1 protein-coding gene is annotated in these 26,984 nt (G+C 72.9%); it reads left to right on the forward strand.

The features are described 5' to 3' along the window. Positions 1-26,964, forward strand: a complete 26,964-nt coding sequence (locus ABD951_RS05140; protein WP_345342668.1) for a non-ribosomal peptide synthase/polyketide synthase — start codon at positions 1-3, stop codon at positions 26,962-26,964. The last annotated feature ends 20 nt before the right edge of the window (positions 26,965-26,984 follow it).

The following is a 26,984-nucleotide window of genomic DNA, read 5'->3' on the forward strand; positions in this document are numbered from 1 at the left end:
ATGAAGGATTTCTCATCGCCCGATCCAAACCAAGAAGCCGCGCAGCCGCAGGTCGTCGGACACCACCCGGACGGCTTGTCGGATGCGTTTCCGTTGTCGGCGGTCCAGAGACGCGTGTGGTTCGGTCAGCAGCTCAGCCCGACGGCGCCCATCTTCATCGCCCAGTACGTGGAACTGCACGGCGACCTCGACGTCCAGCGGTTGCGTTCGGCGGCGGTGACCGCGGCACGTGAGTTCCAGTCGCCGTTCCTGCGCCTGGTGGACGTCGACGGCGAACCGAGCCAGGTGGTCGACCATTCGATCGACACCACGATCGAGTTCTTCGACTTCCGGCCGGAGACGGACCCGCTCGGTGCCGCGCACGCGTGGATCGACAACGACTACGCCACCCCGATCGATCTGACGCGCGACCGCCTGGTGGAGATGACGATTCTGCAGGTCGGCGACAGGGACTATCTGTGGTACACGCGAATCCACCACGTGGCGCTCGACGGCTACAGCGGTATGACGATGGTGAACCGAATCGCGGCCCTGTACACGGCAGCCTCCACCGGGGTCGAGCCGGAACCGAACCGGGCTCTCGATCTGTACACGCTCTACGAGCTGGATCAGAAGTACCGCGCATCGAGCCGGTTCGCGGCCGACCGGAGGTACTGGGCCGAGCACGTGCGCGGGATCGAAGCCGGTTCCACGCTCGCGCACCGGGACGGACCGGCCGCGGTCCGCAGCCGCCTGGAGAGCGCGCCCCTGACCGATGCGGCGCTCGATCGGTTGAACTCCTCCGACTCCCTGGTCGGTGCCACCCCAGCGGCCGTCCTGGTCGCGGCATTCGCGTGTTACCTGTCCAGGATGACGGGCGACCGTGACGTCCTCGTGAACGTGCCCGTGTCGGCGCGCACCACGGCGCCACTGCAGCATTCCGGTGGCATGCTCGTCAACGTCGCTCCGCTCCGGATCACCGTCGATCCCGACGACACGGTTGCCGACCTCATCCGACGGGTGCAGCTGGAACTGATGGGTGCCCTCCGTCACCAGCGGTGCAGCCTCGAGGACATCCGGCGCGACGCCGGGTTGACCGGACCACGGGAGGGCCTGTCCGGGCCGATGGTCAACGTGATGCTGTTCCGGCAGGAGATCACCCTCGGGCCGATCGTCGGCGAGTACCGCATCGTCACCTCGGGGCCGGTGCAGGACCTGCTGGTCAACATCTACCAGAGCGGCACACCCGTCCGGACGCTGGTCGACTTCCGTGGCAACCCCAACCGGTACGGCGAGGAGGAGTTGCACACCCACCACCGGCGCTTCGTCGAACTCGTGGAGGCCCTGCTGGCCGCCGAGCCGAGCGCCGTGTTGGCGGACATCCATGCCGAGTCGGCCCGGATCGGGGCGCGCATGCTGCGCGAGCGTGCCGAGCTGGCGTTCTGGACGCAGGAGCTGGCCGGGCAGCCGGAGTCCGCGGTGTTGCCGCGCGCCGGCCCGGCGGCGTCCGTCGGGACCGGACGGGGCTCGGTCACCCGCGCGCTCGACCGCGACCTGCACGCCGCGGCGACGGCGCTCGCCCGTCGTCTCGGCATCGGGCCGTTCACGATGCTGCACACCGCACTGGCCGCGGTACTGAGCAGGCTGACCGACACCGACGACATCGTCGTCGCGGCTCCGGTGCCGGGCCCGCCCGACCGGTCGACCGAGGCGAACCCGGACGGGTCCGCCACCACTGCCGCCCGCAACACCGTGGCCCTGCGCTCTCCGATCGACCAGTCCGCCGCGTTCACGGCGCTGGCGCGCGAGATCGGCGAACGGGAACGTCGGGCCTTCGCCCACTCGGAGACTCCGTTCGAGCAGGTCGTCGAGACCCTGGGAGCCCCCCGCCCGCGCGTGGCGTTCGGCGTCCGTGCCGGTGGCGTCGCCGCGGCACCTCCGGAGAGCACCGACCTCACGGTCGACCTCACCGAGCGCGTCACCGCGGACGGCATGCCTGCCGGTGTCGACGCGCGACTGACCTACGACAGGGCCGCGCTCGACGAACGAACCGTCACCGTCCTGCTCGATCGCTTCGAGCGCCTGCTCACCGGGGTCACCGAGGATCCCGACCGGCCGGTGGGGGACGTGCCGATCCTGGCGGTTGCGGAGTCCGCGGGGCTGACTCCGGTGGCGGGTCCGACGGGTGTCGCCCCGCGGACCCTCGCCCGGATCCTCGCCGATGCCGTGGCCGTCGACCCGGACCACGCGGCGATCGTCGCCGACGGGCGCACACTCACCTACCGTGACCTCGACGAGCGCGCAGACCGGCTGGCCGGGCGTCTGCTCGATCACGGCGTAGACCCCGATTCCGTTGTGGCCCTCGCGATCACGCGCTCCATCGAGTCGGTGGTCGCGGTGTGGGCGGTGGCGCGGGTCGGCGCCGCATTCCTGCCCGTGGACCCGGGTCACCCGGCGGAGCGGATCGAGCACATGCTCGCGGACTCCGGTGCCGTCCTCGGCCTGACCGTCCGAGCGCACCGCGGCCGACTGCCCGACAGGGCCACCTGGCTGGTCCTCGACGACCCCGTCGCGGCGTCGGTTCCCGCGTCCGCCCGCACCGCGCCGGCCCGTCCGATCCACCTCGACGATGCGGCCTACGTGATCTACACGTCCGGGTCGACGGGGCGTCCCAAGGGGGTGGTGGTCACCCATCGCGGGCTGGCGAATCTGGCCGCCGAGGAACGCGAACGATTCGCCGTCACCGCGGACTCCCGCACACTGCACTTCTCGTCGCCGAGCTTCGACGCGTCCGTGCTCGAACTGCTGATGGCGGTGGGCTCCGGCGCGACGATGGTCGTCGCCCCGCCCAACGTGTACGGGGGCGAGGAGCTGGCGGACCTCTTGCGCCGCGAGCGGGTCACGCACGCGTTCATCACCCCCGCCGCGCTGGCGTCCGTCGATCCCACCGGACTCGACGACCTCGAATGCGTGGTCACCGGCGGTGACGTGTGTCCGCCCGCGCTGGCCCGGCAGTGGGCCGTTCCGACGTCCCCGAGTACCCGCGAAGCCCCGACATCCCCGAGTTCCCGCGCAGCAGGTCGCCGGATGTTCAACGCCTACGGCCCGACCGAGGCGACCGTCGTCGCCGGTGTCAGCACCGCGTTGCGGGCCGGTACCCCCGTGACCATCGGCGGGCCGTCCCGCGGGTGCGGCGAAATGGTCCTGGACCGGCGGCTCCAGCCGGTGCCGGTGGACGTGGTGGGGGAGCTGTACCTGACCGGCGACGGTCTGGCCCGTGGGTACCTGCATCGGCCGGGGCAGACCGCCGACCGTTTCGTGGCGAACCCGTTCGGCGCGGCCGGGGAACGGATGTACCGGACCGGCGACCTGGTGCGGTGGACGCGGGCGAGGGGCGCGACCGCGACCACGACGGCGCTCGAGCTCGAGTACCTCGGCCGCAGTGACTTCCAGGTCAAGATACGCGGCTTCCGGATCGAGCTCGGCGAGGTCGACAGCGTGCTCCGGTCCCATCCGACGGTCGCGTTCGCGGTGACCACCGGGCACACCGGTCCCTCCGGCGACGTCGTCCTGGTCGGCTACGTCCTGCCCGCGACCGGTGCCGCGATCGACGAGGCCGAGCTCCTCGCTCACGCCGCCGAGTCTCTGCCCACGCACATGGTCCCGGCCGCCCTCGTCACCCTCGACCGGGTGCCGCTGACGCCCGCGGGCAAGGTGGACCGAAAGGCGTTGCCGGAACCCCGGTTCGGTGGATACGCCGCCGAGTATCGGGCGCCGCACACGTCGACGGAGGAGACGGTCGCGGCGGTGTTCGCGGACCTGTTCGGTGCGGCGCACGTCGGCGTCGACGACAACTTCTTCGATCTCGGCGGCGACTCCCTGGTCGCCACCAGGGCGATCGGACGGGTGAATTCCGCGCTGCCGGTGCAGCTGACCGTGCGCGACCTGTTCGAGGAACCGACCGTTGCGGGACTGGCGCTGCACATCGACCGGACCCTCGAGGGGGCGGGCCCCGAAGGACCGGCACGGGACCGGCCCGCGCTGGTGGGGCGGGAGCGCCCGGACCGGCTTCCGCTGTCCCCGGCGCAACAGCGAATGTGGGTGGTGAACCAGTTCGACACCGCGTCGCCGGTCTACAACATTCCGTTCGCGGTGACGTTGACGGGCGCGCTCGACCGCGCGGCGCTGCAGGCGGCACTGGGTGACGTGATCGAGCGTCACGAGGCCCTGCGGACGGTGTTCCCCGTCGACGCACGCGGCCCGTACCAGGTGATCCTGCCTGCGTCGGGCGTGGCAGTGGACCTGGCCCCCGTCGTCGTGGACCCGGACCGGGTGCAGGAGTCGGTCGCGGCGCTGGCCGCCGCCGGTTTCGATGTCCGCGAGCAGATTCCGCTGAGAGTCACCCTGTTCCGGACCGGGCCACGCCGGCACGTCCTGGCCGTGGTGCTGCACCACATCGCGGCGGACGGGCAGTCCGTCGGAGTGCTGGCCCGAGACGTGGCGGCGGCATACGCGGCCCGGGTGGCCGGCGGTGCGCCCGAGTGGGATCCGCTGCCGGTGCAGTACGCCGACTACGGTCTGTGGCAACGCGAACTGCTCGGCGCGGAGGGCGATCCGGAGTCGCTCGCGGCCCGCCAACTGGCCTACTGGGGTGACCGGCTGGCCGACCTGCCGGCGGCGATCTCGCTGCCGCACGACCGTCCGAGGTCGGCACGTGCGGCCGCGTCCGGCGACCGGATCGCGTTCGAGGTCGAGGCGCGGATCCACCGGGACCTCGTCCGGATCGCACGCGCGCACGACTGCACGCTGTTCATGGTCCTGCACGCCGCGCTCGCGGTGCTGCTGGCCCGCCTCGGCGCGGGGCCCGACGTCGCGGTGGGGACACCGGTCGCCGGCCGCGGCGAACCCGAACTGGACGAGTTGGTCGGCATGTTCGTCAACACGCTCGTCCTGCGCAGCGACGTCCGGCCCGACGCGACGTTCGCCGACCTGCTCGCACAGGTGCGCGAGACCGACCTGGGGGCCTTCGCGCACGCCGATCTGCCGTTCGAGCGCCTGGTCGACGAGTTCGCCTCGGACCGGTCTCCGATGCACGCGCCGCTGGTGCAGGTGGTGCTCGAGTTTCAGCACGGCGAGCCCAGGGCGGCGGCGATGCCGGGCCTGTCCGCCGAGGCGGTCGAGGTGGATCCGGGTGTCGCCAAGTTCGACCTCCAGCTCGGTGTGCGGGAACGGTTCGACGACGCGGGTCACGCCGCCGGCATGTCGGCGGTACTCGGATTCGCGACCGCTCTCTTCGACCGGACCACGGTCGCCGCGATCGGCCGCCGGCTGGTGCGGATCCTGGCCGCGGTGGCCGCCGATCCGACCGCGGTGGTGGGTGACATCGAGATCACCGCCGAGCAGGAGCGGGCGCTCGTCGCGCGGGAGCGGCCCGTGGCGGCGGCGCAGGCGACCACACTGCCGGAGCTGGTCTCGCGTGCCGCGGCACGGAACCCGGACGCGTGCGCGGTCGTCGCCGGGAGCGCTCGTGTCGGCTACTCGGACCTGGCTGCGCGCGCGAACAGGCTGGCCCGCTTGCTGATCGGCCGGGGCGTGGGGCCGTCGTCCCTGGTGGCGATCGCGATGACGCGCTCGGCCGACCTGCCCGTCGCCCTGCTCGCGGTCCTCACGGCCGGCGCCGCCTACGTCCCGGTCGACGTGGACTATCCGGAGGACCGCATCGCGTACATACTTGCCGACGCGGCTCCGGTGTGCGTCCTGGTCGACGGCGCCGCGAGCGTTTCGGCTCTGCGTCGCAACGACATCCCGGTCGTCGATCTCGGCGACCCCCGGGTCGGGGCCGCGATCGACGACCTGTCGCCCGAGACGGTGACCGATGCCGACCGGACCGCGCCGCTGCACCCGGACTCGCTCGCGTACCTGATCTACACGTCCGGATCGACCGGACGGCCCAAGGCCGTCGCGGTGTCGCACCGCAGCGTGACCACGCTGTTCGCCAACGCGCAGGACCTGTTCCGATTCGACGGCGACGACGTGTGGACGATGTTCCATTCGTACGCCTTCGATTTCGCGGTGTGGGAGTTGTGGGGAGCGCTGATCCACGGTGCCACCGTGGTGCTCGTCGATCACACCACGGCTCGCTCGCCACGCGATCTGCTGCGCCTGCTGCAGGACGAGGCGGTCACGGTCCTGTGCCAGACGCCGAGCGCCTTCCACCAGCTGGCCGACGCCGACCGCGGGCGCGTCGACGAGGGGGACGCCGCGGTCCTGCGGCTGCGGTACGTGATCTTCGGCGGGGAGGCGCTGGATCCGGCGCGGCTCACCGCGTGGTTCGCACGCCGAGGGGATTCGGCGCCGCAGCTGGTGAACATGTACGGGATCACCGAGACGTGCGTGCACGTGACCCACGCCCCGCTGACCCGGGCATCGGCGGACCGTGGCCGGGGGGCGATCGGCCGGCCGTTGCCGGGGTTGCGGGTGCGTGTGCTCGACGAGCGACTGCACGTGGTCCCGCCCGGTGTGGTGGGGGAGCTGTACGTGTCGGGCACGCAACTCGCGCGGGGCTACCCGCATCGCGTGGGGGAGACCGCGGCGCGGTTCGTCGCCGACCCGTGGGCGTCCGGCACCCGGATGTACCGCACGGGCGACCTGGGCCGGTGGCGCATGGACGGCACCCTCGAATACGTCGGTCGCCGGGACGACCAGGTGCAGGTGCGCGGATACCGGGTGGAGCTCGGCGAGGTGGAGTCGGTGCTCGCGGCGGTGCCGGGGGTGGCGTCCGCGGTGGCGCTCGCGGACGCCGGGCCCGTCGGGATCCGGCTGGTCGGGTACGTGGTGCCCGACGGCGGTGCGGTCCTCGATCCGGACGAGGTACGAGCGTCCGTCGCCCGGTCGCTTCCGGGCTACATGGTGCCGTCGACGGTGATGATCCTGGACCGGCTGCCGGTCACCGCACACGGCAAGCTCGATCGCGCGAGCCTGCCCGCTCCCGGTGTCGCCGAGGACACCTACGTCGCGCCGCGCGACCCGGTCGAGGAGATCGTGGCGGGTGTGATCACCGAGCTGCTCGGCGTCGAGCGGGTCGGGGCGGACGACGGCTTCTTCGCGCTCGGCGGCAACTCGTTGGTGTCGGCGCAACTGGTCGCCCGGATCAACGACGCGACCGGCGCCGCGCTCGGCATCCGGGACGTGTTCGACGGCCCCACCGTCGCCGAACTCGCCCGGCGGGTCGGAGGGGCGGGCACCGGGGTGCACCGGCCGCCGCTGAGCCCGCGGGCCCGGCCGGACCGGATCCCGTTGTCCCCGGCACAGCAGCGGATGTGGTTCGTCAACCAGTACGACCCGCAGTCTCCGGCGTACAACATCTCGTTCTCGCTCCGGCTGTCGGGCGGCCTCGACGCCCCGGCGCTGCGGGCCGCGCTCGGCGACGTCGTCGCCCGGCACGAATCCCTGCGCACGGTCTATCCCCTCACCGACGACGGGCCCTGCCAGCGGATCCTGCCGGCCGGGTCCGCGGAGCCCGGACTCGAGATCGTCTCGGTGCGCGACACCGACGACCTGCGTGCCCGGGTGCGGGCGACGGTGTCCCGCGGCTTCGACGTCGCGGAGCAGATCCCGTTGCGGGCACGACTTTTTCGGCTCGACGAGACGAACCACGTGCTGACCGTGGTGCTGCACCACGTTCTCGCGGACGGCTTCTCGCTGAACCCGTTGGCGCGGGACGTGGCCGAGGCCTACGCGGCGCGCCTGCGCGGTGCCGCACCGCAGTGGCAACCGTTGACCGCGCAGTACGCCGACTACACCCTGTGGCAGCGGGATTGGCTCGGAAGCGCGGACGACGCGTCGTCCCCGCTCGCCAGTCAGCTCGACTACTGGACCGCCACGCTGGCGGGTCTGCCCGAGGTACTGGACCTGCCGAGCGACAGACCCCGGCCGGCGAACCGCACGCAGTCCGGTGGGCGCGTCGAGTTCACGGTCGACGAGCCGCTGCACCGGAGGCTGATCGCGCTCGCCCACCGGCACGATGCGAGCGTGTTCATGGTGGTGCACGCGGCGTTGGCCGCCCTGCTGTCCCGGCTCGCCGGCACCGACGACATCGCGATCGGCACCCCGATCGCCGGCCGCGGAGCCGCCGCTCTCGACGACCTGGTCGGGATGTTCGTGGGCACCCTCGTCCTGCGATGCGAGGTCGACGGAGCGTGCGCGTTCGGTGAGCTGCTGCGCCGGGTCCGGGAGACCGATCTGGGCGCGTTCATGCACGCGGACGTCCCGTTCGAACGGGTGGTGGAGGCGCTGGATCCGCCGCGCTCGCAATCGCACACACCGTTGTTCCAGGTGATGCTCGAGTTCCGGACCATCGCGCGGCCGGAACTCGTGCTGCCCGATCTCCGGGTGGAGGCACTCGACTCCGGGCAGGAGGTCGCCAACTTCGACCTTCAGCTCGCCGTGGCCGAGGAGTTCGACGCCGCGGGCGGCGCGGCCGGCATGGCCGCCGGCCTGGTGTTCGCCACCGACATGTTCGACGAGGCCACCGCGCACACCCTCGCCGAGAGGTTCGTGCGGATCCTGGAGACGGCGGCCGACTCCCCGGACATGCCGGTGGAGGACATCGACATCCTGGGCGGTGCCGAGCGCGACGCGCTCACCGCGGTGGCAGGGGTCCCGGGCGCGCCGCCGCGCACGTTGGCCGCGATGCTCGCGGCGGGCGCGGCACTCGATCCGGATGCGCCCGCGATCCGATTCGACGGCCACGAGATCTCCTACCGCGACCTCGACCGTGCGTCGACCGGGCTCGCCCGCAGCCTGATCGACACCGGAGTCGGACCGGGATCGGTGGTGGCGCTGGGCATGCCTCGCGGTGTCGAGTTCGTGACGGGTCTGTGGGCCGTCGCGAAGAGCGGCGCCGCCTTCGTCCCCGTCGACCCGGCGCACCCGGCGGAGCGGATCGCCTTTCTGCTGGGCGATTCCGGTGCGGCCCTCGGACTGACGGTCGCGGGGTCCCGGGACGCCCTGCCCGACGAGCCGCGCTGGTGGACGCTCGACGCCGACCGCCTGATCGGCGAACCCACCGCCGCCGCACCGATCCACGACAGCGAACGGACCGCCCCGCTGCGGCTCGACGACGCGGCCTACCTGATCTACACGTCCGGGTCGACGGGAATTCCGAAGGGGGTGACGGTCACCCACCACGGTCTCGCGGCGTTCTCCGACCACCTGCAGCGGCGGTGCCTGACCACGCCCCGCTCGCGGACACTGCACTGCGCATCACCCAGCTTCGACGCGTCGATCCTCGAGCTTCTCCTCGCGTTCGGCGCCGGCGCGACGATGGTGATCGCACCGCCCACGGTGTACGGCGGCGACGAGCTGAGGGAGCTGCTCGCGGCCGAGCGGGTGACCCACTGCATGCTCACGCCGACGGCGCTCGCCGCAACGGATCCGGCCGGCCTCGACGACCTGGTGTGCGTGCTGACGGGCGGCGAGGCGTGTCCGCCCGACGTGGTGGCCCGCTGGGCCCCGGGACGGCAGATGTACAACGCCTACGGTCCGACGGAGGCGACCGTCGCCGCCAGCGTCAGCGATCGGTTGCTCCCGGGCGATCCGATCACGATCGGCGGCCCCGCACCGGGATTCCGGGTGCGGGTGCTCGATCGCCGGCTGCAGCCGGTGCCGGTCGGGGTGCCCGGCGAGCTGTACCTGGCCGGCCCGGCGCTGGCCCGCGGCTACCACCGGCGCCCGGGGCTGACGGCAGGCCGGTTCGTCGCCGAACCCGGCAGGGATCCCGGACAACGGATGTACCGCACGGGGGACATCGTGCGCTGGACCGCCGACGGTCGGCTGGTCTGTGTCGGGCGCGCCGACCGGCAGGTCAAGGTGCGCGGCACTCGGATCGAGCTCGGTGAGGTCGAATCGTGCCTGACGGCAGACGGATCCGTCGCTCAGGCGGTGGCCGACGTCCGCGCGGTCGGGCGCGGCGGCGACCGGCTGATCGGGTACGTGGTGGCCGCCGCGGGGGCCGTGGTGGACACGGCGCGACTGCACGAGGCCGTTGCCGCGCGGCTGCCCGCGTACATGGTTCCCGCGCACATCGTGGTGCTCCCCGAGCTGCCGATGACCGTCCACGGCAAGCTCGATCGGACGGCACTGCCGACGCCCGACCCCTGGGCGGAGGTGTCGGTGGACCGGGCACCGATGGGTGCGGCCGAGGAGAACCTCGCTCGGCTGTTCGCGGAGGTTCTGGGTCTCGACACGGTCGGGATGAACGACTCGTTCTTCACGCTGGGCGGCGACAGCATCATGTCGATCCAGCTGGTGGCGCGGGCGAAGGCGGCGGGACTGTCGCTCACTCCGCGTGACGTGTTCGACCACCCGACCGTCGCCGGGCTGGCCGCGGTGGCCGACTCGCACGCCGCCGACTCGCGGCTCGGCGCGGTGCCGTCGATGCTCGCGGAGGTGCCCGGCGGCGGTGTCGGCGACGTGCCGCTCACCCCGATCCTCGCCTGGATGCTCCGCCGGAGCGCCGGCCGGATCGACAGGTTCTCCCAGTCGGTGTTGCTGGCGCTGCCCGACGGCGTCGACCGGGTCACGCTCGAGACCGCCGTGCAGGCCGTGCTGGACACGCACGACATGCTCCGGGCCCGGCTCGCGCCCGAGGGCGGCGCCGACGGTCACACCCCCCGGCGCTCCGCTAGCCCCGGCTGGAGGATGACGGTTTCCGGTGTCGGCACGGTCAGCGCCCGGGACGTGATGACGCGGGAGGCGGTGGAGTCGGTCGACGACCCCGCGTTCGACGTCCGGTCGGCCGCGGCGGCGGAGTCCGCGGCCGACCGGCTGGATCCGGCCGCAGGCACGATGGTGCAGCTCGTGTGGTTCGACGGGCCGTCCGGCGCCGGACGACTGCTGCTGGTCGTCCACCACGCCGTCGTCGACGGCGTGTCCTGGCGTGTGCTGGTCGAGGACCTGGCGTCGGCGTGGTCGCAGGCGTCCGCGGGACGGGTGCCGGCGTTGCCGCCGGTGGGCACCTCGATGCGCCGGTGGGCGCTCGCACTGGGCGAGGCCGCCCCGCGGCGGGTCGGCGAACTGCCGATGTGGGAGCGGATCCTGAGCGGCGACGACCCGACGATCGGGTCGCGGCCGCTGGATCCGGCACGCGACGTCGCGGCCACGAGCGAGGTGCTGACGTGGGAGGCCTCGCCCGAGATCACCGATGCCGTGCTCACCGCGCTGCCGGAGTCGCTCCATGCGACCGTGCTGGACGGGCTGCTCACGGCCCTCGCGATGGCGGTGGTTCGCTGGCGCGACGACCGGGGCGCCCCGCGGTCCGACGTCCTGCTCGGCGTCGAGGGACACGGGCGCGAGGAGGCGGCGGTGCCCGGTGCGGACCTGACGCGCACGGTCGGGTGGTTCACGACGCTGTCGCCGGTGCGCCCGGACCTGTCGTCGATCGATCTCGGCGAGGCGTTCGCCGGCGGCGCGGCGGCGGGTGCGGCGGTCAAGCTCGTCAAGGAGGAGCTGCGGGAGATCCCGGACCGCGGGATCGGGTACGGGTTGCTCCGCGAGCTGCCGGGACATCCGGGGACACGGATGCGTGGGTGGCGCGAGCCCCAGATCGTCTTCAACTACCTGGGCCGGATGGCCGGCACCGCCGGCGGGGGCCGGATGGCCGGCACCGCCGGCGGGGGCCGGATGACCGCGGGGACCGGCGACGAATCGCAGGCGTGGCTGCCCACCACACGCCACGGGCTCGGCGGCGCTCGCGATCCGCGGATGCCCGTGACGGCCGTCGTCGACATCGCGGCCGGGGTCGCGCCGCGGCCGGGAGGCGCTGTCCTGCAGTCGTCCTGGACGTTCCCGGCCGGAGTTCTGGATGCCGGCGACGTGCGCCGGCTCGCCGACCTGTGGGGCCGGGCGCTGGGTGCACTGGCCGCGTACGCCCACAGCCCCGGTGCGGGTGGGCTCACCCCGTCGGACGTCGATCTCGTCCGGCTCGACCAGTCGACGATCGACGCCCTCGAGGCACGGCACCACGGGCTGACCGACGTGTGGCCGCTGACCCCGCTGCAGTCGGGACTGCTGTTCCATGCGCGCCTCGCGGAGCACTCCGTGGACGCCTACCTCGTCCAGCTCGTCGTCGAGCTGCACGGCCGCCCGTCGCGGGAGCGACTGCGCCGGGCCGCGCGGACACTCCTCGATCGCCACCCGAACCTGCGGGCGGGGTTCGTGGAGGACGACGCGGGCGACGTGTACCAGGTCGTTGCGGGCCGGGTTCCGTTGCCGTGGAGTGAGATCGACCTGACCGGCCTCGACGGACCGGCGGTTCGGGAACGGTGGCGGGAGCTCCTCGAGGAGGATCGCGCGACACCGTTCGTGATGGACCGTGCGCCACTGGTGCGCTTCACACTCGCCCGGACGGGTGCGGACGAGCATCGGTTGCTGCTCACCCACCACCACATCCTGCTGGACGGCTGGTCGACGCCGCTGATGCTCGCAGAGCTGCTCACCCTGTACGCCGCGGACCGCGAGCCGCCGGCCGGGCCGGTGGGTGACTATCGCGACTACCTGCGGTGGCTGACCGCGCAGGACCACGTGTCCGGCGTCGCGGCGTGGCGCCGGGCCCTGGCCGGCGCCGACGGTCCGACGCTGCTGGTGTCGCCGGACGAGGCTGTCGTGGCCCCGTCCGGACCCCGGGAGGTGACGCTGACACTGCCCGCCGAGGAGACCGCCGCACTGGTGGCGTCGGCCCGGACCCGCGGGGTGACGGTCAACACCGTCGTGCAGGTCGCGTGGGCGCTCGTCCTCGGCGAACTGACCGGTCGCACCGACGTGGTGTTCGGTGCCACGGTGTCGGGTCGTCCGCCGCACGTGCCCGGGATCGAGTCGATGATCGGTCTGTTCATCAACACCGTGCCGGTGCGGATCGGGTTCGATCCCCGCGAAACCGTCGGCGACCTGCTCGGTCGAGTGCAGGCGGAGCAGGCGTCGATGCTCGATCACCATCACATCGGGCTCGCCGACATCCAACGCGAGGTGGGTCCGGCGGCCACGTTCGACACCCTGACCGTCTTCGAGTCGTACCCCGTCGACCGCTCCGCGCTGGTCGGCGGCGGCACCGACATCGCCGGCCTGCGGGTGGCGGGGGTCGAGGGTTTCGACGCCACGCACTATCCGCTGACCGTGCTGGCGAGCGTCGACGACCGCCTGCGACTGACCCTGAAGTACCGGCCGGACCGGCTCGACGCGGCCGAGGTGGAATCGATCGCCGACCGGCTGCGACGCGCGTTCGCGGCCGTGACGGACGAGACGGCGTTCCCGGTTGCCCGGGTCGACCTGCTGTCCGCGGACGAGCGGGACGCGGCGGCGCCGATCCGCGGCGGTGCGGCGAGCCCGCCGCGCTTGCTGCCGGAGATCCTGGTCGCCGGGGCCGCGATCGATCCCGACGGGATCGCGGTGGACGCGGAGACCGCGCGGCTGTCGTACCGGGACCTCGACGCGGAGTCGAATCGCCTGGCGCGGTACCTGATCGGTGCGGGGGCCGGGCCGGGCGCGGTGGTGGCGATCGCCCTGCCGCGGTCGACCCGTTCGGTGACGGCCGTGTGGGCGGTGGCGAAGACCGGCGCGGCGTTCGTCCCGGTGGATCCGACCTATCCGCGCGACCGCGTCCGGCACATGCTCACCGATTCGGGCGCCGCGGTGGGGCTTGCCTTCGCCGCCGATCTGGAGAGCCTGCCGGACTGTGCGCGCTGGCTGGTGGTGGACGACCCGGGGTGCGAGGCGCACCTCGCCGCGCTCCCGGCCGATGCGGTCGACGACGCCGAGCGGCCGAGTCCCCTGCACGTCGACGACGCGGCGTACCTGATCTACACGTCGGGATCCACGGGCCTGCCCAAGGGCGTGAGCGTCACCCACCGCGGCCTGTCGAGCCTGCTCGCCGCGCAGCACGACCGCTATGCGATCCCGACGACGGCGCGCTGCCTGCACGTGTGCTCGCCGAGCTTCGACGTCTCGGTTCTCGAACTGCTGCAGGCCGCGACCGCGGGCGCATGTCTGGTGATCGCGCCGCCGCGCGTGTACGGCGGGGGCGATCTCGCCGCACTGCTGCGCCGTCAGCGAATCACCCACGCCTGCATCACCCCTGCCGCACTCGCCACCGTCGAGCCGGACACCTTCGACGACCTCGACGTGCTCGTCGTCGCGGGCGACGCCGTCGGTCCGGAACTGGTCGCCGGCTGGGCGCCCGGACGAACGATGATCAACGGATACGGGCCGACCGAGTCGACGATCCTGACGACGATCAGCGCGCCCCTGGAGCCCGGGGCGCGGGTGCCGATCGGTGGCCCGGTCCGGGGCACCGACCTGCTCGTCCTCGACGGCTTCCTGCGGCCGGTCCCGGCCGGCGTGCCGGGTGAGTTGTACATCGCGGGAGCGGGACTCGCCCGCGGATACCACCGTCGGGCCGCGTTGACCGCCGCGCGATTCGTCCCGGACCCGCTCGCCGCGCCCGGCAGCCGGATGTACCGCACCGGTGACGTCGTCCGGTTCCGGCCGGACGGGGAGCTCGACTATCTGGGCCGCAGCGACTTCCAGGTCAAGGTGCGGGGCATGCGCGTCGAGCTCGGCGAGATCGACGCGGTGTTCGCCGCTCACCCGGCCGTCGGGTTCGCCGTCACGACCGCGCGGGCACGCGACGCCGGCGACCCGATGCTGGTGACGTACGTCGTGCCGACGTCCGCGGACGGTGTCGACACCGCCGAGCTGACGGCCTTCGCGGGCAGGCGCCTGCCGCCGAACATGGTGCCGGCCACCGTCGTGACGCTCGACACGGTGCCGCTGACCCCGGTGGGCAAGCTGGACCGGGCCGCGCTTCCCGCACCGGGCTTCGCCTCGCTGACACCGCGATTCCGGGAACCGGGCAATCCCACCGAGGTCGGGCTGGTCACCGTCTTCGCCGAGGTGACCGGCGTCGACCGGGTGGGAGTCGACGACGACTTCTTCGCGCTGGGCGGCAACTCCCTCAGCGCGACGCGGGCCGTGGCCCGCATCAACCGCGCGCTGGCCAGCAGGATCGGCGTCCGTGACCTGTTCGAGTGCAAGACCGCGGCCGCGCTCGCGCCCCGCTGCACGAGCACCACCGCACCACCCGCCGACCAGTTGCGCACCGGCATCCGCCCCGACCGCATCCCGCTGTCCCTGGCCCAGGAACGCATGTGGTTCGTCAACCAGTTCGACCCGGCATCGGCCGCGTACACCGTGCCGATGGTGCTGCGGCTCTCGGGGAGCCTCGACGCGTCGGCCCTGCGGCGGGCGCTGGTCGACGTGGTGGAGCGCCAGGAATCGCTGCGGACGGTGTTCCCGGCATCGGCCGCCGGACCGTCCCAGGTGACGGTGCCCGCGCCCGGTGTCGTCGGGGACCTGACGCCGGAGCCGGTTCCCGCGGACCGGGTGTCCGCCCGCATCGGCGAGATCGTGCACGAGGGATTCGATGTGGCACACGAGGTTCCGGTGCGGGTACGTCTGCTGCGTACCGCGGCCGACGACCACGTCCTGGTACTCGCGGTCCATCACGTCGTGGCCGACGGGTTCTCGATCGGACCCCTGGCCCGCGACGTCGCGACGGCGTACGCGGCACGAGCCGGCGGCGGCGCACCGAGCTGGGTGCCGCTGGCCGTCCAGTACGCGGACTTCGCCGTGTGGCAGCACGCGGCGCTGGGGTCCCGGGACGACCCGGACTCGCGCGTCTCCCGGGAACTCGCCTGGTGGGAGGACCAACTCGCGGGGGCGCCGCCGGTGACCGAGCTGCCGGTCGACCGCCCGCGCGAGCTCCGGCGCTCGACCCGCGGCGGACGGGTGGGGCTCTCGGTGGATCCCGGCGTCCACCGCCGGCTCGTCGACCTCGCGCGCCGGCACGACTCGACGGTGTTCATGGTGGTGCACGCCGCACTCGCCGTGCTGCTGTCCCGAGTGGGGGCCGGCCGTGACGTCGTGGTCGGAACACCGGTCGCCGGGCGGGGCGAGGCCGAACTGGACGACGTGGTCGGGATGTTCGTGAACACCCTGGTGCTGCGCACACCGGTCGATCCCGCGGCACCGTTCGACGCGGTGCTCTCCGCGACACGCGAGGCGGACGTGGACGCGTTCGCGCACGCGGACGTGCCGTTCGAGCGACTCGTCGAGAGATCGGCCGCGGCGCGTTCGACGACGTACGCCCCGCTGTTCCAGGTGATGCTCGAGTTCCGGAACGTCGAGCCGCCCCGCGTCCGGCTGCCGGGACTGACGGTCGAGGTGTGCGACGTCGAGATGGGCGAGGTGAAGTACGACCTGCAGTTCGGTATCGGCGAGCGGTTCGACGAGTCCGGGGCCCCGGCGGGACTGGCGGGCGACCTGCTGTTCGCGTCCGACGTGTTCGACGAATCCACCGCGACCGCACTCGCGGACATGTTCGGTCGAGTGCTCGCCGCCGTCGCCACCGACCCCGCCGTTCCGGTCGGAGACATCGACGTCACGGGGGCGTCCGGGCGCGAGCACGCGGCGGAGCTCGCGTCCGCACCGGAGCTTGCCGGACCGGCGAAGGCGACGCTGCCGGCGGGGCCGGCGAAGGAGACGCTGCCGGACCTGTTCGCCGCGGCGGTCGCCGCCGATCCGGCCACGGTCGCCGTGGTCGCTCCCGGCGCGCACCTGACGTACCGGGAGCTCGACGAGCGTTCGAACCGGCTGGCACGCTGGCTGATCGATCGCGGCATCGGTCCGGAATCGGTGGTCGCGGTGATGATGGAACGATCGGCCGACCTGGTGGTCGCGCTCGTCGGGGTCGCCCGGTCGGGTGCGGCGTACCTGCCGGTGGACCCGTCGTATCCGGCGTCGCGGATCGGGTTCGTGCTCGAGGACGCGGCACCGGCCTGCGTGCTGGTCGACGCGAGCGTGCCGTCCGATGTCGTGGGTGTCGCTGTGCCCGTGGTGCGGCTCGACGCCGCGGACGTCCGCGCACAGCTGGACGCCCGGGACGCCGCGCCGGTGACCGACGCCGACCGGACGGGTCCGCTGCACGCGGATTCCGTTGCCTACGTGATCTACACGTCGGGTTCGACCGGTCGGCCGAAGGGTGTCGCGGTGACTCACCGGAACGCGGTGACCCTGCTGACCGGCGCTCGCGCCGTCCTCGGCTTCGGCACGGCCGACGTGTGGACGATGTTCCACTCGTGCGCGTTCGACTTCGCGGTGTGGGAACTGTGGGGGGCCTTGGGGTTCGGCGGCCGGTTGGTGGTCGTCGACCACGACACCGCGCGATCTCCGGACGAGCTGCGTCGCCTCCTGGTGGCCGAGTCGGTGACGATGCTGAGCCAGACGCCGTCGTCGTTCCATCAGTTCGCGCAGGCCGATGCCGACGCCGGGCCCGGCGACGGCGCCCTCGCGCTGCGCTGGGTGGTGTTCGGCGGCGAGGCGCTCGACGTCGCCCGCCTCGGGGGATGGGTCGAGCGACACGGCGCCGCCGCACCGGCACTGGTGAACATGTTCGGGATCACCGAGACCTGCGTGCACGTGACCTGGCGGGTGCTCGACGAGGCGACGGTCGTCGGGCCGCGCTCCGCCGGATCGGTGATCGGACGCGGTCTCCCCGGGGTACGGGTGTGGGTGCTCGACGAGCGCCTGCGTCCCGCGCCGGTCGGGGTCGCCGGTGAACTGTACGTGTCGGGCGCACAGGTCGCGCGGGGGTACCGGGGACGACCCGGACTGACCGCGGGACGCTTCGTCGCCGACCCGTTCGCGGCGTCGGGCCGGATGTACCGCACCGGGGACCGCGCCCGCTGGACCTCGCACGCCGAGCTCGAGTTCCTGGGGCGCAGCGACTCCCAGGTCCAGATCCGAGGGTTCCGGGTGGAGCCCGGGGAGGTCGAGTCGGCGCTGTCCGCGGTACCGGGTGTCGCGTCGGCGGTGGTGCTCGCGCGACCCGGTCCGGTCGACGGCGCCGCGCGCCTGGTGGCCTGGGTGGTCCCCGAGTCCGGCGCGGTCCTGGATCCGGGTGCGGTCACCGAGTCCGTCGGCCTGCGGCTGCCCGCCTACATGGTGCCGTCCGTGACGACGGTCCTCCCGGAGTTCCCGGTCACCACGCACGGCAAGCTCGACCGCGCCGCACTTCCCGAACCGCGACCCGAGACCGTCGGTGGACGAGCAGCCGCCACCGACACCGAACGCGTGCTGGCGACACTGTTCGCGGAGGTCCTCGGTGTCGAGACGGTCGGTGTCGACGACTCGTTCTTCGGGCTCGGCGGCGACTCGATCATGTCCATCCAACTGGTGTCGCGGGCGAAGGCCGCGGGGGTGACGTTCACACCGCGCGACGTGTTCGAGTGCCGCACCGTCGCCGGCCTCGCCGCGGTCGCCGACCGCACCGAGCCCGCGGGCGCCCTGGTGCTGCCGGAACTGCCGGGCGGGGGCGTCGGCGACGTGCCACTGACCCCGATCATGCGATGGGTGGTCGAACGTTCGCGGGCGGAGGGCGGCGGCGACTTCCGCCGCTACTCGCAGTCGGTGCTGCTCGCGGTGCCCGCCGGGCTGGACGGCGACACCCTCACCCGCGCGGTGGGCGCCGTCCTGGACCGGCACGACATGCTGCGGTCCCGGCTGCGCCCGGACGCTCGCGCGGAGTCCGGGTGGCGGCTCGAGGTGCGTCCCCCGGGCGCGGTGCCCGCCGACACGGCTGTGCGGCGGATCGCGGTCGACAGTGTCGCCGGATCGGAGTATGCGACCCAGGCCGCTCTCGAGGCGGCCGCGGACCGACTGGACCCGGTGTCCGGCAGCATGATCCAGCTCGTGCACCTCGTCGGGCGCGACGGAGCCCGGCTGCTCGTCGTCGCCCACCATCTCGCGGTCGACGGGGTCTCGTGGCGGATCCTGATCCCCGACCTGGCGCTCGCCGCCGCACAGGCCGCCGACGGCGCGGAACCGGACCTGCCTGCGGTCGGCACGTCGATGCGGACCTGGGCGGACGGGCTCGTCCAGGCGGCGCGCGAGCGCGCGGGCGAGCTGGACCTGTGGCGGTCGACGGTCCCCGGCACAGCGGAGGGGCGCGCTGTGCGCGAACTCGATCCGTCGGTCGACGTCGCCGGCACCCTCGACCGTGTCGAGGTGGAGTTGCCTGCCGACGTGACCCGGGGACTGACGACGACGGTGCCGCGGGTGTTCCACGGATCCGTCGACGACGGACTGCTCACCGCGCTGGCTGTGGCGCTCGTGGCCTGGCGGCGCGGCCGGGGTGTCGACGGCGACGGCGTCGTCGTCGCGCTCGAGGGACATGGCCGGGAGCCCCAGGTGGTGCCCGGCGCCGACCTGTCCCGCACGGTCGGGTGGTTCACGTCGATCCACCCGGTGCGGCTGGATCTGTCGGGAGTCGACGTCGACGAGGCGTGCGGCGGTGGTCCCGCCGCCGCCGCGGCGGTGAAGCGGGTCAAGGAGCAGCTGCGTGCACAACCCGATCACGGGATCGGGTACGGCCTGCTCCGGTACCTGAACGACGAGACCCGGCCGGAGCTGCGCGGGCTGCCGGAGCCGGAGATCAGTTTCAACTACCTCGGTCGGCTCGCCCGCGGTCCCGAGGCGCACGGAGACGGAAGTTGGCTTCCGGTCACGGATTCCGGCGTGCGCGACGCCGTGGCGACGACGCTGCCGGTGGCCTTCGCGATCGACGTCAACGCGATGACCGTGCCCGGGCCGGACGGCCCGCGGATCAGGGCGACCTGGGCCTTCCCACGTCGTGTGCTCGACGCGGCGGACGTGGAACGGCTCGCGCAGGGGTGGATCGGTGCGGCCCGCGCGGTGGTCGCGCAGGCGAACACGCCGGGTGCCGGCGGGCGGACACCGTCGGACCTCGATCTGGCGTCCCTGGACCAGTCGGCGATCGAGCGGTTCGAGCACCGGTTCCCGGCACTGTCCGACGTGTGGCCGCTGACCCCGATGCAACGCGGCATGTTCTTCCACGCCGAACTCGCCGACGCCTCGGTGGACGCGTATCTGGTGCAACTGATCCTCACCCTGGGCGGCGACGTCGACTCCCGGCGCCTGCGGCGTGCGGTCCGGGGCCTGCTCGTCCGGCACGCGAACCTGCGCACGGCGTTCGTGCGCGCGCCGGACGGGGAGGCCGTGCAGATCGTCCAGGACGGCGTGGCCGTTCCGTGGACGGAGACGGACCTGCGCAGCGCCTCGGCCGAGCCGGCGGCGGTGCGGTTCGGGGAGATCCTGGCCGAGGACCGCACCCAGCCGTTCGCGATGGCGTCGCCACCGCTGCTGCGCATCCATCTGGTGCGCCTGCCCGACGGAACCAGCCGGCTGGTCCTGACCAACCACCACATCCTGCTCGACGGGTGGTCGACACCGCTGCTGCTCGCGGAGCTCGTCGTCCTCTACGTGAACGACGGCGACACGTCCACGCTGCCGCGGGTGCGGCCCTACCGCGACTACCTCGCGTGGTTCGCCGCGGCGGATCGGTCGGTGGCACTGCGCGCCTGGACCGATGCCCTCGAGGGACTGGACGAGCCCACCCTGCTGGTCCGTGGCGGGCCCGCCACGACCGCGCAGTCCACCCCGTCCCGGGACGTGCCGTACGAGTTGGACGCCGCGGCGACCGAGCGGCTGCGGGCCCTCGCGCTCGAGCACGGACTGACGCTCAACTCCGTTGTGACGGTCGGGTGGGCGATCGTCCTCGGGCTCCTCACCGGCCGCGACGACGTCGTGTTCGGTGCCACCGTGTCCGGGCGGCCCCCGCAGGTGGCCGGCATCGAATCCATGGTCGGGTTGTTCATCAACACCGTGCCGGTGCGGATCCGACTCGATCCGGCGGAGACCCTGGGCGCGCTGCTCGACCGGGTGCAGGCGGAACAGGCAGCTCTGCTCGACCATCACCACGTCGGGCTCACCGACATCCAGCGCGCGGCGGGACCGGGCGCCGGATTCGACACGCTCACGGTGTACGAGTCCTATCCCGTGCCCGGCGAGCTGTCCGCGGACGCCGACATCGCCGGAATGCGCGTGCAGGGCGTCGAGGTCCGCGACTCCGCCCACTATCCGCTGAGCGTCGTCGCGTCCGCGACCGACCGGCTGCGGCTGACGATGAAGTACCGGCCGGACCTCCTCGACCGAGCCGAGGTCGACGGCGCCGCCCGCCGGCTGCTGCACGTGCTGCGGGCGATCGGTGCGGATCCGGGTCGGCGCCTGGCCGGACTGGACCTGCTGACCCCCGACGAACGCCGGATGCTGGCGCCGGTGCGGGGGACTGCGCGCAGCACGGCCCGCACGCTCCCGGAGATCCTCGGGTCCGCGGCCGCCCGCGACCCCGATGCTCTCGCGTTGGTCTGCGGCGGGCGCGAGCTCACCTACGCCGACCTCGACGCCCGGTCCAATCGTTTGGCGCGGGCGCTGATCGACCACGGTGCGGGACCGGAAACCTATGTTGCACTCGGTATTCCGCGGTCGTTCGACTCGGTGGTCGCGATGTGGGCGGTGGCCAGGACCGGGGCCGCGTTCGTCCCGGTGGACCCGGACTATCCCGCCGAGCGGGTCGCGCACATGCTCGCCGACTCCGGTGCCGGCGTCGGACTCACCCTTGCCGCCCATCGGCAGCGGCTGCCCGACACGCTGCCGTGGCTCACACTCGACGACCCCGCGTTCGCGGCGGACTGCGCGTCCCGATCGGCGGCGCCGGTGACCGATGGCGACCGCACGGCGCCCCTGCGGGTCGACAACCCGGCGTACCTGATCTACACGTCCGGCTCCACCGGCCGGCCCAAAGCGGTGACCCTCACCCACCGCGGCCTGGCGAATTACGCTGACGCGCAGCGGGATCGGTGTGGGGTGACCGCGGACGCCCGGACGCTGCACTTCTCGTCGCCCAGTTTCGACGTCTCGCTGCTCGAGTACCTGCTGTGCTTCGCGGCGGGCGCGACCATGGTGATCGTGCCCCGCACCGTCTACGGCGGCGCGGAGCTGGCCGCCGAGCTGAAGGAGCAGCGCGTCACGCACGCCTTCATCACGCCCGCCGCTCTCGCCTCGATCGACCCGACGGGGCTCGACGACCTGCGGTGCGTGATGGTCGGCGGGGAGGCGTGGCCGCCGGATCTGATCGCGGACTGGATGCCGGGGCGGCGGATCCTCAACGTGTACGGGCCGACCGAGACCACGATCGTCGTGAACATCGAGGACTGTGAGCCGGGAGTCGTGCCGATTCCGTTGGGCGGGCCGATCCGCGGTGTCGCCGAGGTGGTGCTGGACGCGCGGCTGCAGCCGGTGCCTGCGGGCGTCGAGGGGGAGATCTACATCGCCGGCCCCGGTCTGGCCCGTGGCTACCACCGGCGGGCAGGCACGACCGCCGGACGTTTCGTCGCCGACCCGTTCGGGCCGCCCGGCGGGCGGATGTACCGCACCGGCGATGTCGGGGTGTGGACCCGGGACGGGAAGCTCGAGTACCGCGGGCGCAGTGACTTCCAGGTGAAGGTCCGGGGCTTCCGCATCGAACTCGGCGAGATCGACGCCGTCCTCGCTGCGCATCCCGACGTGCGCTTCGCGGCCACACTCGGTCGCCCCGGGCCGGGCGGTGAGACCGCACTGGTCTCCTATGTCGCGGCGGCCGACGGGCGGGACGTCGCGGTCGACAACCTCCGGGCGCAGTTGTCCGGGAAGGTCCCCGACTTCATGGTGCCGTCGTCGATCGTGGTGCTCGACGAGATACCGCTCACCCCGACCGGGAAGCTGGACCGGCGGGCGCTGCCCGACCCGGTGTTCGGCCACACCGCGACGGCGTTCGGTTCGCCGACCAACCCGGTGGAGGAGGCGGTGACCGAGGTGTTCGCGACGGTGCTCGGGGTGGACCGGGTGGGGACCGGCGACGACTTCTTCGAGCTGGGCGGCAACTCACTGTCCGCGACGCGTGTGGTCGCGCGACTGCGGGAGAGCCTCGGCATCGAACTGGGGGTCCGCGCGCTCTTCGCGGCCCCGACCGCTGCGGCACTCGCCGAGCGCATCGAGCACGCGGAGCCGGGCACGTCGAGCCGGCCCGTCCTGGAGGCGGCCGAGCGGCCGGACGAGATCCCGCTGTCGCCGGCGCAGCAGCGGATGTGGTTCATCAACCAGTTCGATCCGGCCTCGCCCGCGTACAACCTCCCGCTCGTGGTGCGCCTGACCGGGGCCCTCGACGGCCACGCCCTGAACGCGGCGCTGACCGACGTCGTCGACCGGCACGAATCGCTGCGCACCCGCTTCCCGGCCGGGCACGACGGCCCGGTCCAGCAGATTCGCCCGGCGGCCGAGTCGGTGCCCGTCCTGCGACCGGTAGCCGTCGTCGACGAGCAGGACCTCGCCCGCCGGATCCACGCCGAGGTGTCCGCCGGGTTCGACGTCACCGCCGCCGTGCCGATCCGCGGCGCGTTGTTCGTGCTCGGCGCCGACGAGCACGTCCTGGTCCTGATCGCGCACCACATCTCGGTCGACGGGTTCTCGATGGGGCCGCTGTCGCGGGACCTGGTCCGGGCGTACGCGGCGAGGGCGGCGGGCCGCGCGCCCGACTGGTCGCCGCTGGCGGTGCAGTACGCCGACTACACACTGTGGCAGCGCCGGTTGCTCGGCGACGACCACGACCCCGGGTCGGTGGCCGCGCGGCAGCTCGACTACTGGACGTCGACGCTCGCGGGGGCGCCCGACCTGCTCGGTCTGCCGACGGATCGACCGCGCCCACTCCAGCAGTCGTTCCGCGGCGCCCGAACGGGTTTCGCGATCGACCCCCGGCTGCACCGCAGGGTCGAGGACTTCGCCAGGCGGCACGGGACGAGCGTGTTCATGACGGTGCACGCCGCACTCGCGGTGTTGTTGAGCCGTCTCGGTGACACCGACGACATCGTGATCGGCACCCCGGTCGCGGGTCGCGGGGAACCGGCGCTCGACGACCTGGTGGGAATGCTCGTCGGTACGCTCGCGCTGCGCACCCGGATCGACCCCGAGCAGTCGTTCTCCGATCTGCTGGCCGCCGTGCGGGAGGTGGACCTCGGCGCCTTCGGGCACGTCGACATTCCGTTCGAGCGCGTGGTCGAGGTGGTCGACCCTCCGCGGTCGACGGCGTACTCGCCGATCTTCCAGGTGGCGTTGGAGTTCCAGAACGACACGCGAACCCGCCTCGACCTGCCGGGGCTGACGGTCGAAGGACTCGACCCGCCCTCCGGTGTCGTGAAGGAGGACCTCGAGTTCGTGTTCGCCGAGCAGTTCGACGAGTCGGGTGCCCCGGCCGGCATCGCCGCGAGCATCGAGTACGCGACGGATCTGTTCGACGTCGACACGGTGCGCGGTTTCGCCGACCGGTTCCTTCGGATCCTCGACTCCGCGCTCGCCGATCCGCACGGCGCGGTCGGTGACATCGCGATCCTGCGCGACGACGAACTGCGCGACCTCGTGCCTGCTCGGGGCGGCCCCGACGACCCGGAGATGCTCCTGCCGGAGCTGCTGGAGCGCGCCGGGCGCGACCCCGATGCGGTCGCGGTCGACCGGGGCGGCGTCGAGATCTCGTACGGCGAGCTGGATCGGCGGTCGAACCGGTTGGCGCGGCTGCTGATCGGCCGCGGCGCCGGTCCGGAGCGCTATGTCGCCCTGGGGTTGTCGCGGTCTCTCGAGTTCGTGCTCGCCGTGTGGGCGGTCGCGAAGAGCGGGGCGGCGTTCCTGCCGATCGATCCGGACTACCCCGCGGCGCGGATCGAGCGCATGCTCGACGATTCCGGCGCCGTGCTGGGGGTGACGGTCGACGGAGCGCGGGACCGTCTGCCGGACGGCGCCGACTGGGTGGTGCTCGACGATTCCGACACCGCGGAGTTGCTCGCGGTCATGTCGGACGCGCCGGTCGTCGACGCCGAGCGGATCCGCCCCGTCCGCGTCGACCATCCCGCGTACCTGATCTACACGTCCGGGTCGACCGGCGTCCCGAAGGGCGTCGTGCTCACCCACCGGGGACTGGCGAACCTGGCCGGCGAGGAACGCACCCGCCTGGACGTCACCGCAGGGGACCGCACCCTGCACTTCGCGTCCCCGAGCTTCGACGCGTCGGTGTTCGAGATCGTGATGGCGCTGAGCGCCGGCGCGACCCTGGTGGTCGTCCCGCCGGACGTCCACGTGGGTACCGAGCTGGCCGCTGCCCTCGACACCGGCGGCGTCACGCACGGATTCGTCACCCCGACCACGCTGGCGGCGGTGGATCCCGACGGGCTCGACTCGTTGCGGACGCTCGTCGTCGCCGGTGAACCGTGCGCCCCGGACCTGGTGACGCGATGGGCGCCGGGCCGCACGATGCTCAACGCCTACGGCCCCACCGAGACCACGATCATGGCGAACATCAGCGCTCCGATGGTCCCGGGCGCGCCGATCACGTTCGGCGGACCGATCCGTGGGGTGTCCGAACTGGTGCTCGACGCGCGCCTGCACCCGGTGGCGTACGGCGCGGTCGGCGAACTGTACATCGGCGGCGCGTCCCTCGCCCGCGGCTACCACCGTCGGCCCGCGCTGACGTCCGGCCGCTTCGTCGCCGACCCGTTCGGCCGGCCCGGCGGGAGGATCTACCGCACCGGGGACCTGGTCCGTCGCCGGACCGACGGCACGCTCGAATACGTCGGCCGCAGTGACTTCCAGGTGAAGGTCCACGGTTTCCGCATCGAGCCCGCAGAGGTCGACGCCGTGCTCGCCGCGCAGCCGGGTGTCGGGTTCGCGGTGACGATCGCCCGCACCGGACCGGCCGGCGACACCCTGCTGTGCTCGTACGTGCGCGCTGCCGAGAACGCGCACGTCGATCCCGACGAGCTGCGCCGCGCTGCGGCGCAGCGACTTCCGAGCCACATGGTCCCGGCGTCGGTGACGGTGCTCGACCGGCTCCCGTCCACCCCGACCGGCAAACTCGACCGGGACGCGCTGCCGATGCCGGAGTTCACGTCGGCGGCCGCCGCGTTCCGGGCGCCCGCCGGTCCGGTGGAGTCGGCGATTGCGGGCGCGTTCGCATCGGTGCTGAAGGTGGAGCGGATCGGCGCCGACGACAGCTTCTTCGACCACGGCGGCACCTCCCTGCTGGCGACCCGCGTCGTGGCCGAGCTCCACGAGCGCCTCGGGCGGCAGATCTCCCTGCAGGCGCTGTTCCTGGATCCGACGCCGGCGGGGATGGCCGCCCGGATCGGTGACACGGCCGCCGCCGGCGTCGAGGACGCCCTCCGGGTCGTGATTCCGCTGCGCGGCACCGGAACCGGCCGTCCGCTGTTCTGCGTCCATCCCGGTATCGGGTTGTCGTGGGGGTACGCCGGGCTGACCCGGTACGTGCCCGCCGACCGGCCCGTGTTCGGACTGCAGTTGCCCGCGATCTCCGGCGGCCCGGGGTACGGGTCCATCGAGGAGCTCGCGAGTCGGTATGTCGACGAGATCCGCACGCTCGCCCCGACCGGGCCGTACGACCTGCTCGGCTGGTCCCTCGGTGGCGTTCTCGCGCACGCGATGGCCGTCGAGTTGCAGCGGCGAGGGGAGTCCGTCTCGACCCTCGCGGTCATGGACAGCTACCCGGACGACGGCTCGGACCCCCTGCTCGGGCGGCTCGAGCTCGCCGACCTGCTGCGCGGTCTCGGGTTGGATCTTGGTGCGCCCGAGCAGAATCGGGACCTGACCTACGCCTCGGCGGCGCGCCTGCTCGGCGAGTTCCTCGGCACTCGGGGGATCACCGCCGCGCACCTAGAGCGGATCAACGACGGGTACGCGAACTCGCGACTGCTGGTGCACCACCACGTGCCGGGTGTGTTCGACGGCGACATTCTGGTGTTCCCGGCGCAGCGCGGGCAGGAGGGAGGCGCCGACCGGTCCGCGCAGGAGTGGCGGCCGCTCGTCACCGGTGGTGTCGACGAATGCCCCGTCGACAGCGGGCACAACGAGATGATCGAGCCGTCGTCCCTGGCCGTGATCGGTCCCGCGCTCGCCGCCCGCCTCGAGCGTCGAACCTGAGCGGTGGGGGTCCCCGGATC

Origin of the sequence: Rhodococcus olei (genome assembly GCF_039540555.1) — a bacterium.
Taxonomy (GTDB): Bacteria; Actinomycetota; Actinomycetes; order Mycobacteriales; family Mycobacteriaceae; genus Rhodococcus_G; species Rhodococcus_G olei.

Excerpts from the sequence above, each read along its gene's own strand:
- ABD951_RS05140 (WP_345342668.1), top strand. The coding sequence starts at position 1 with ATGAAGGATTTCTCATCGCCCGATCCAAACCAAGAAGCCGCGCAGCCG.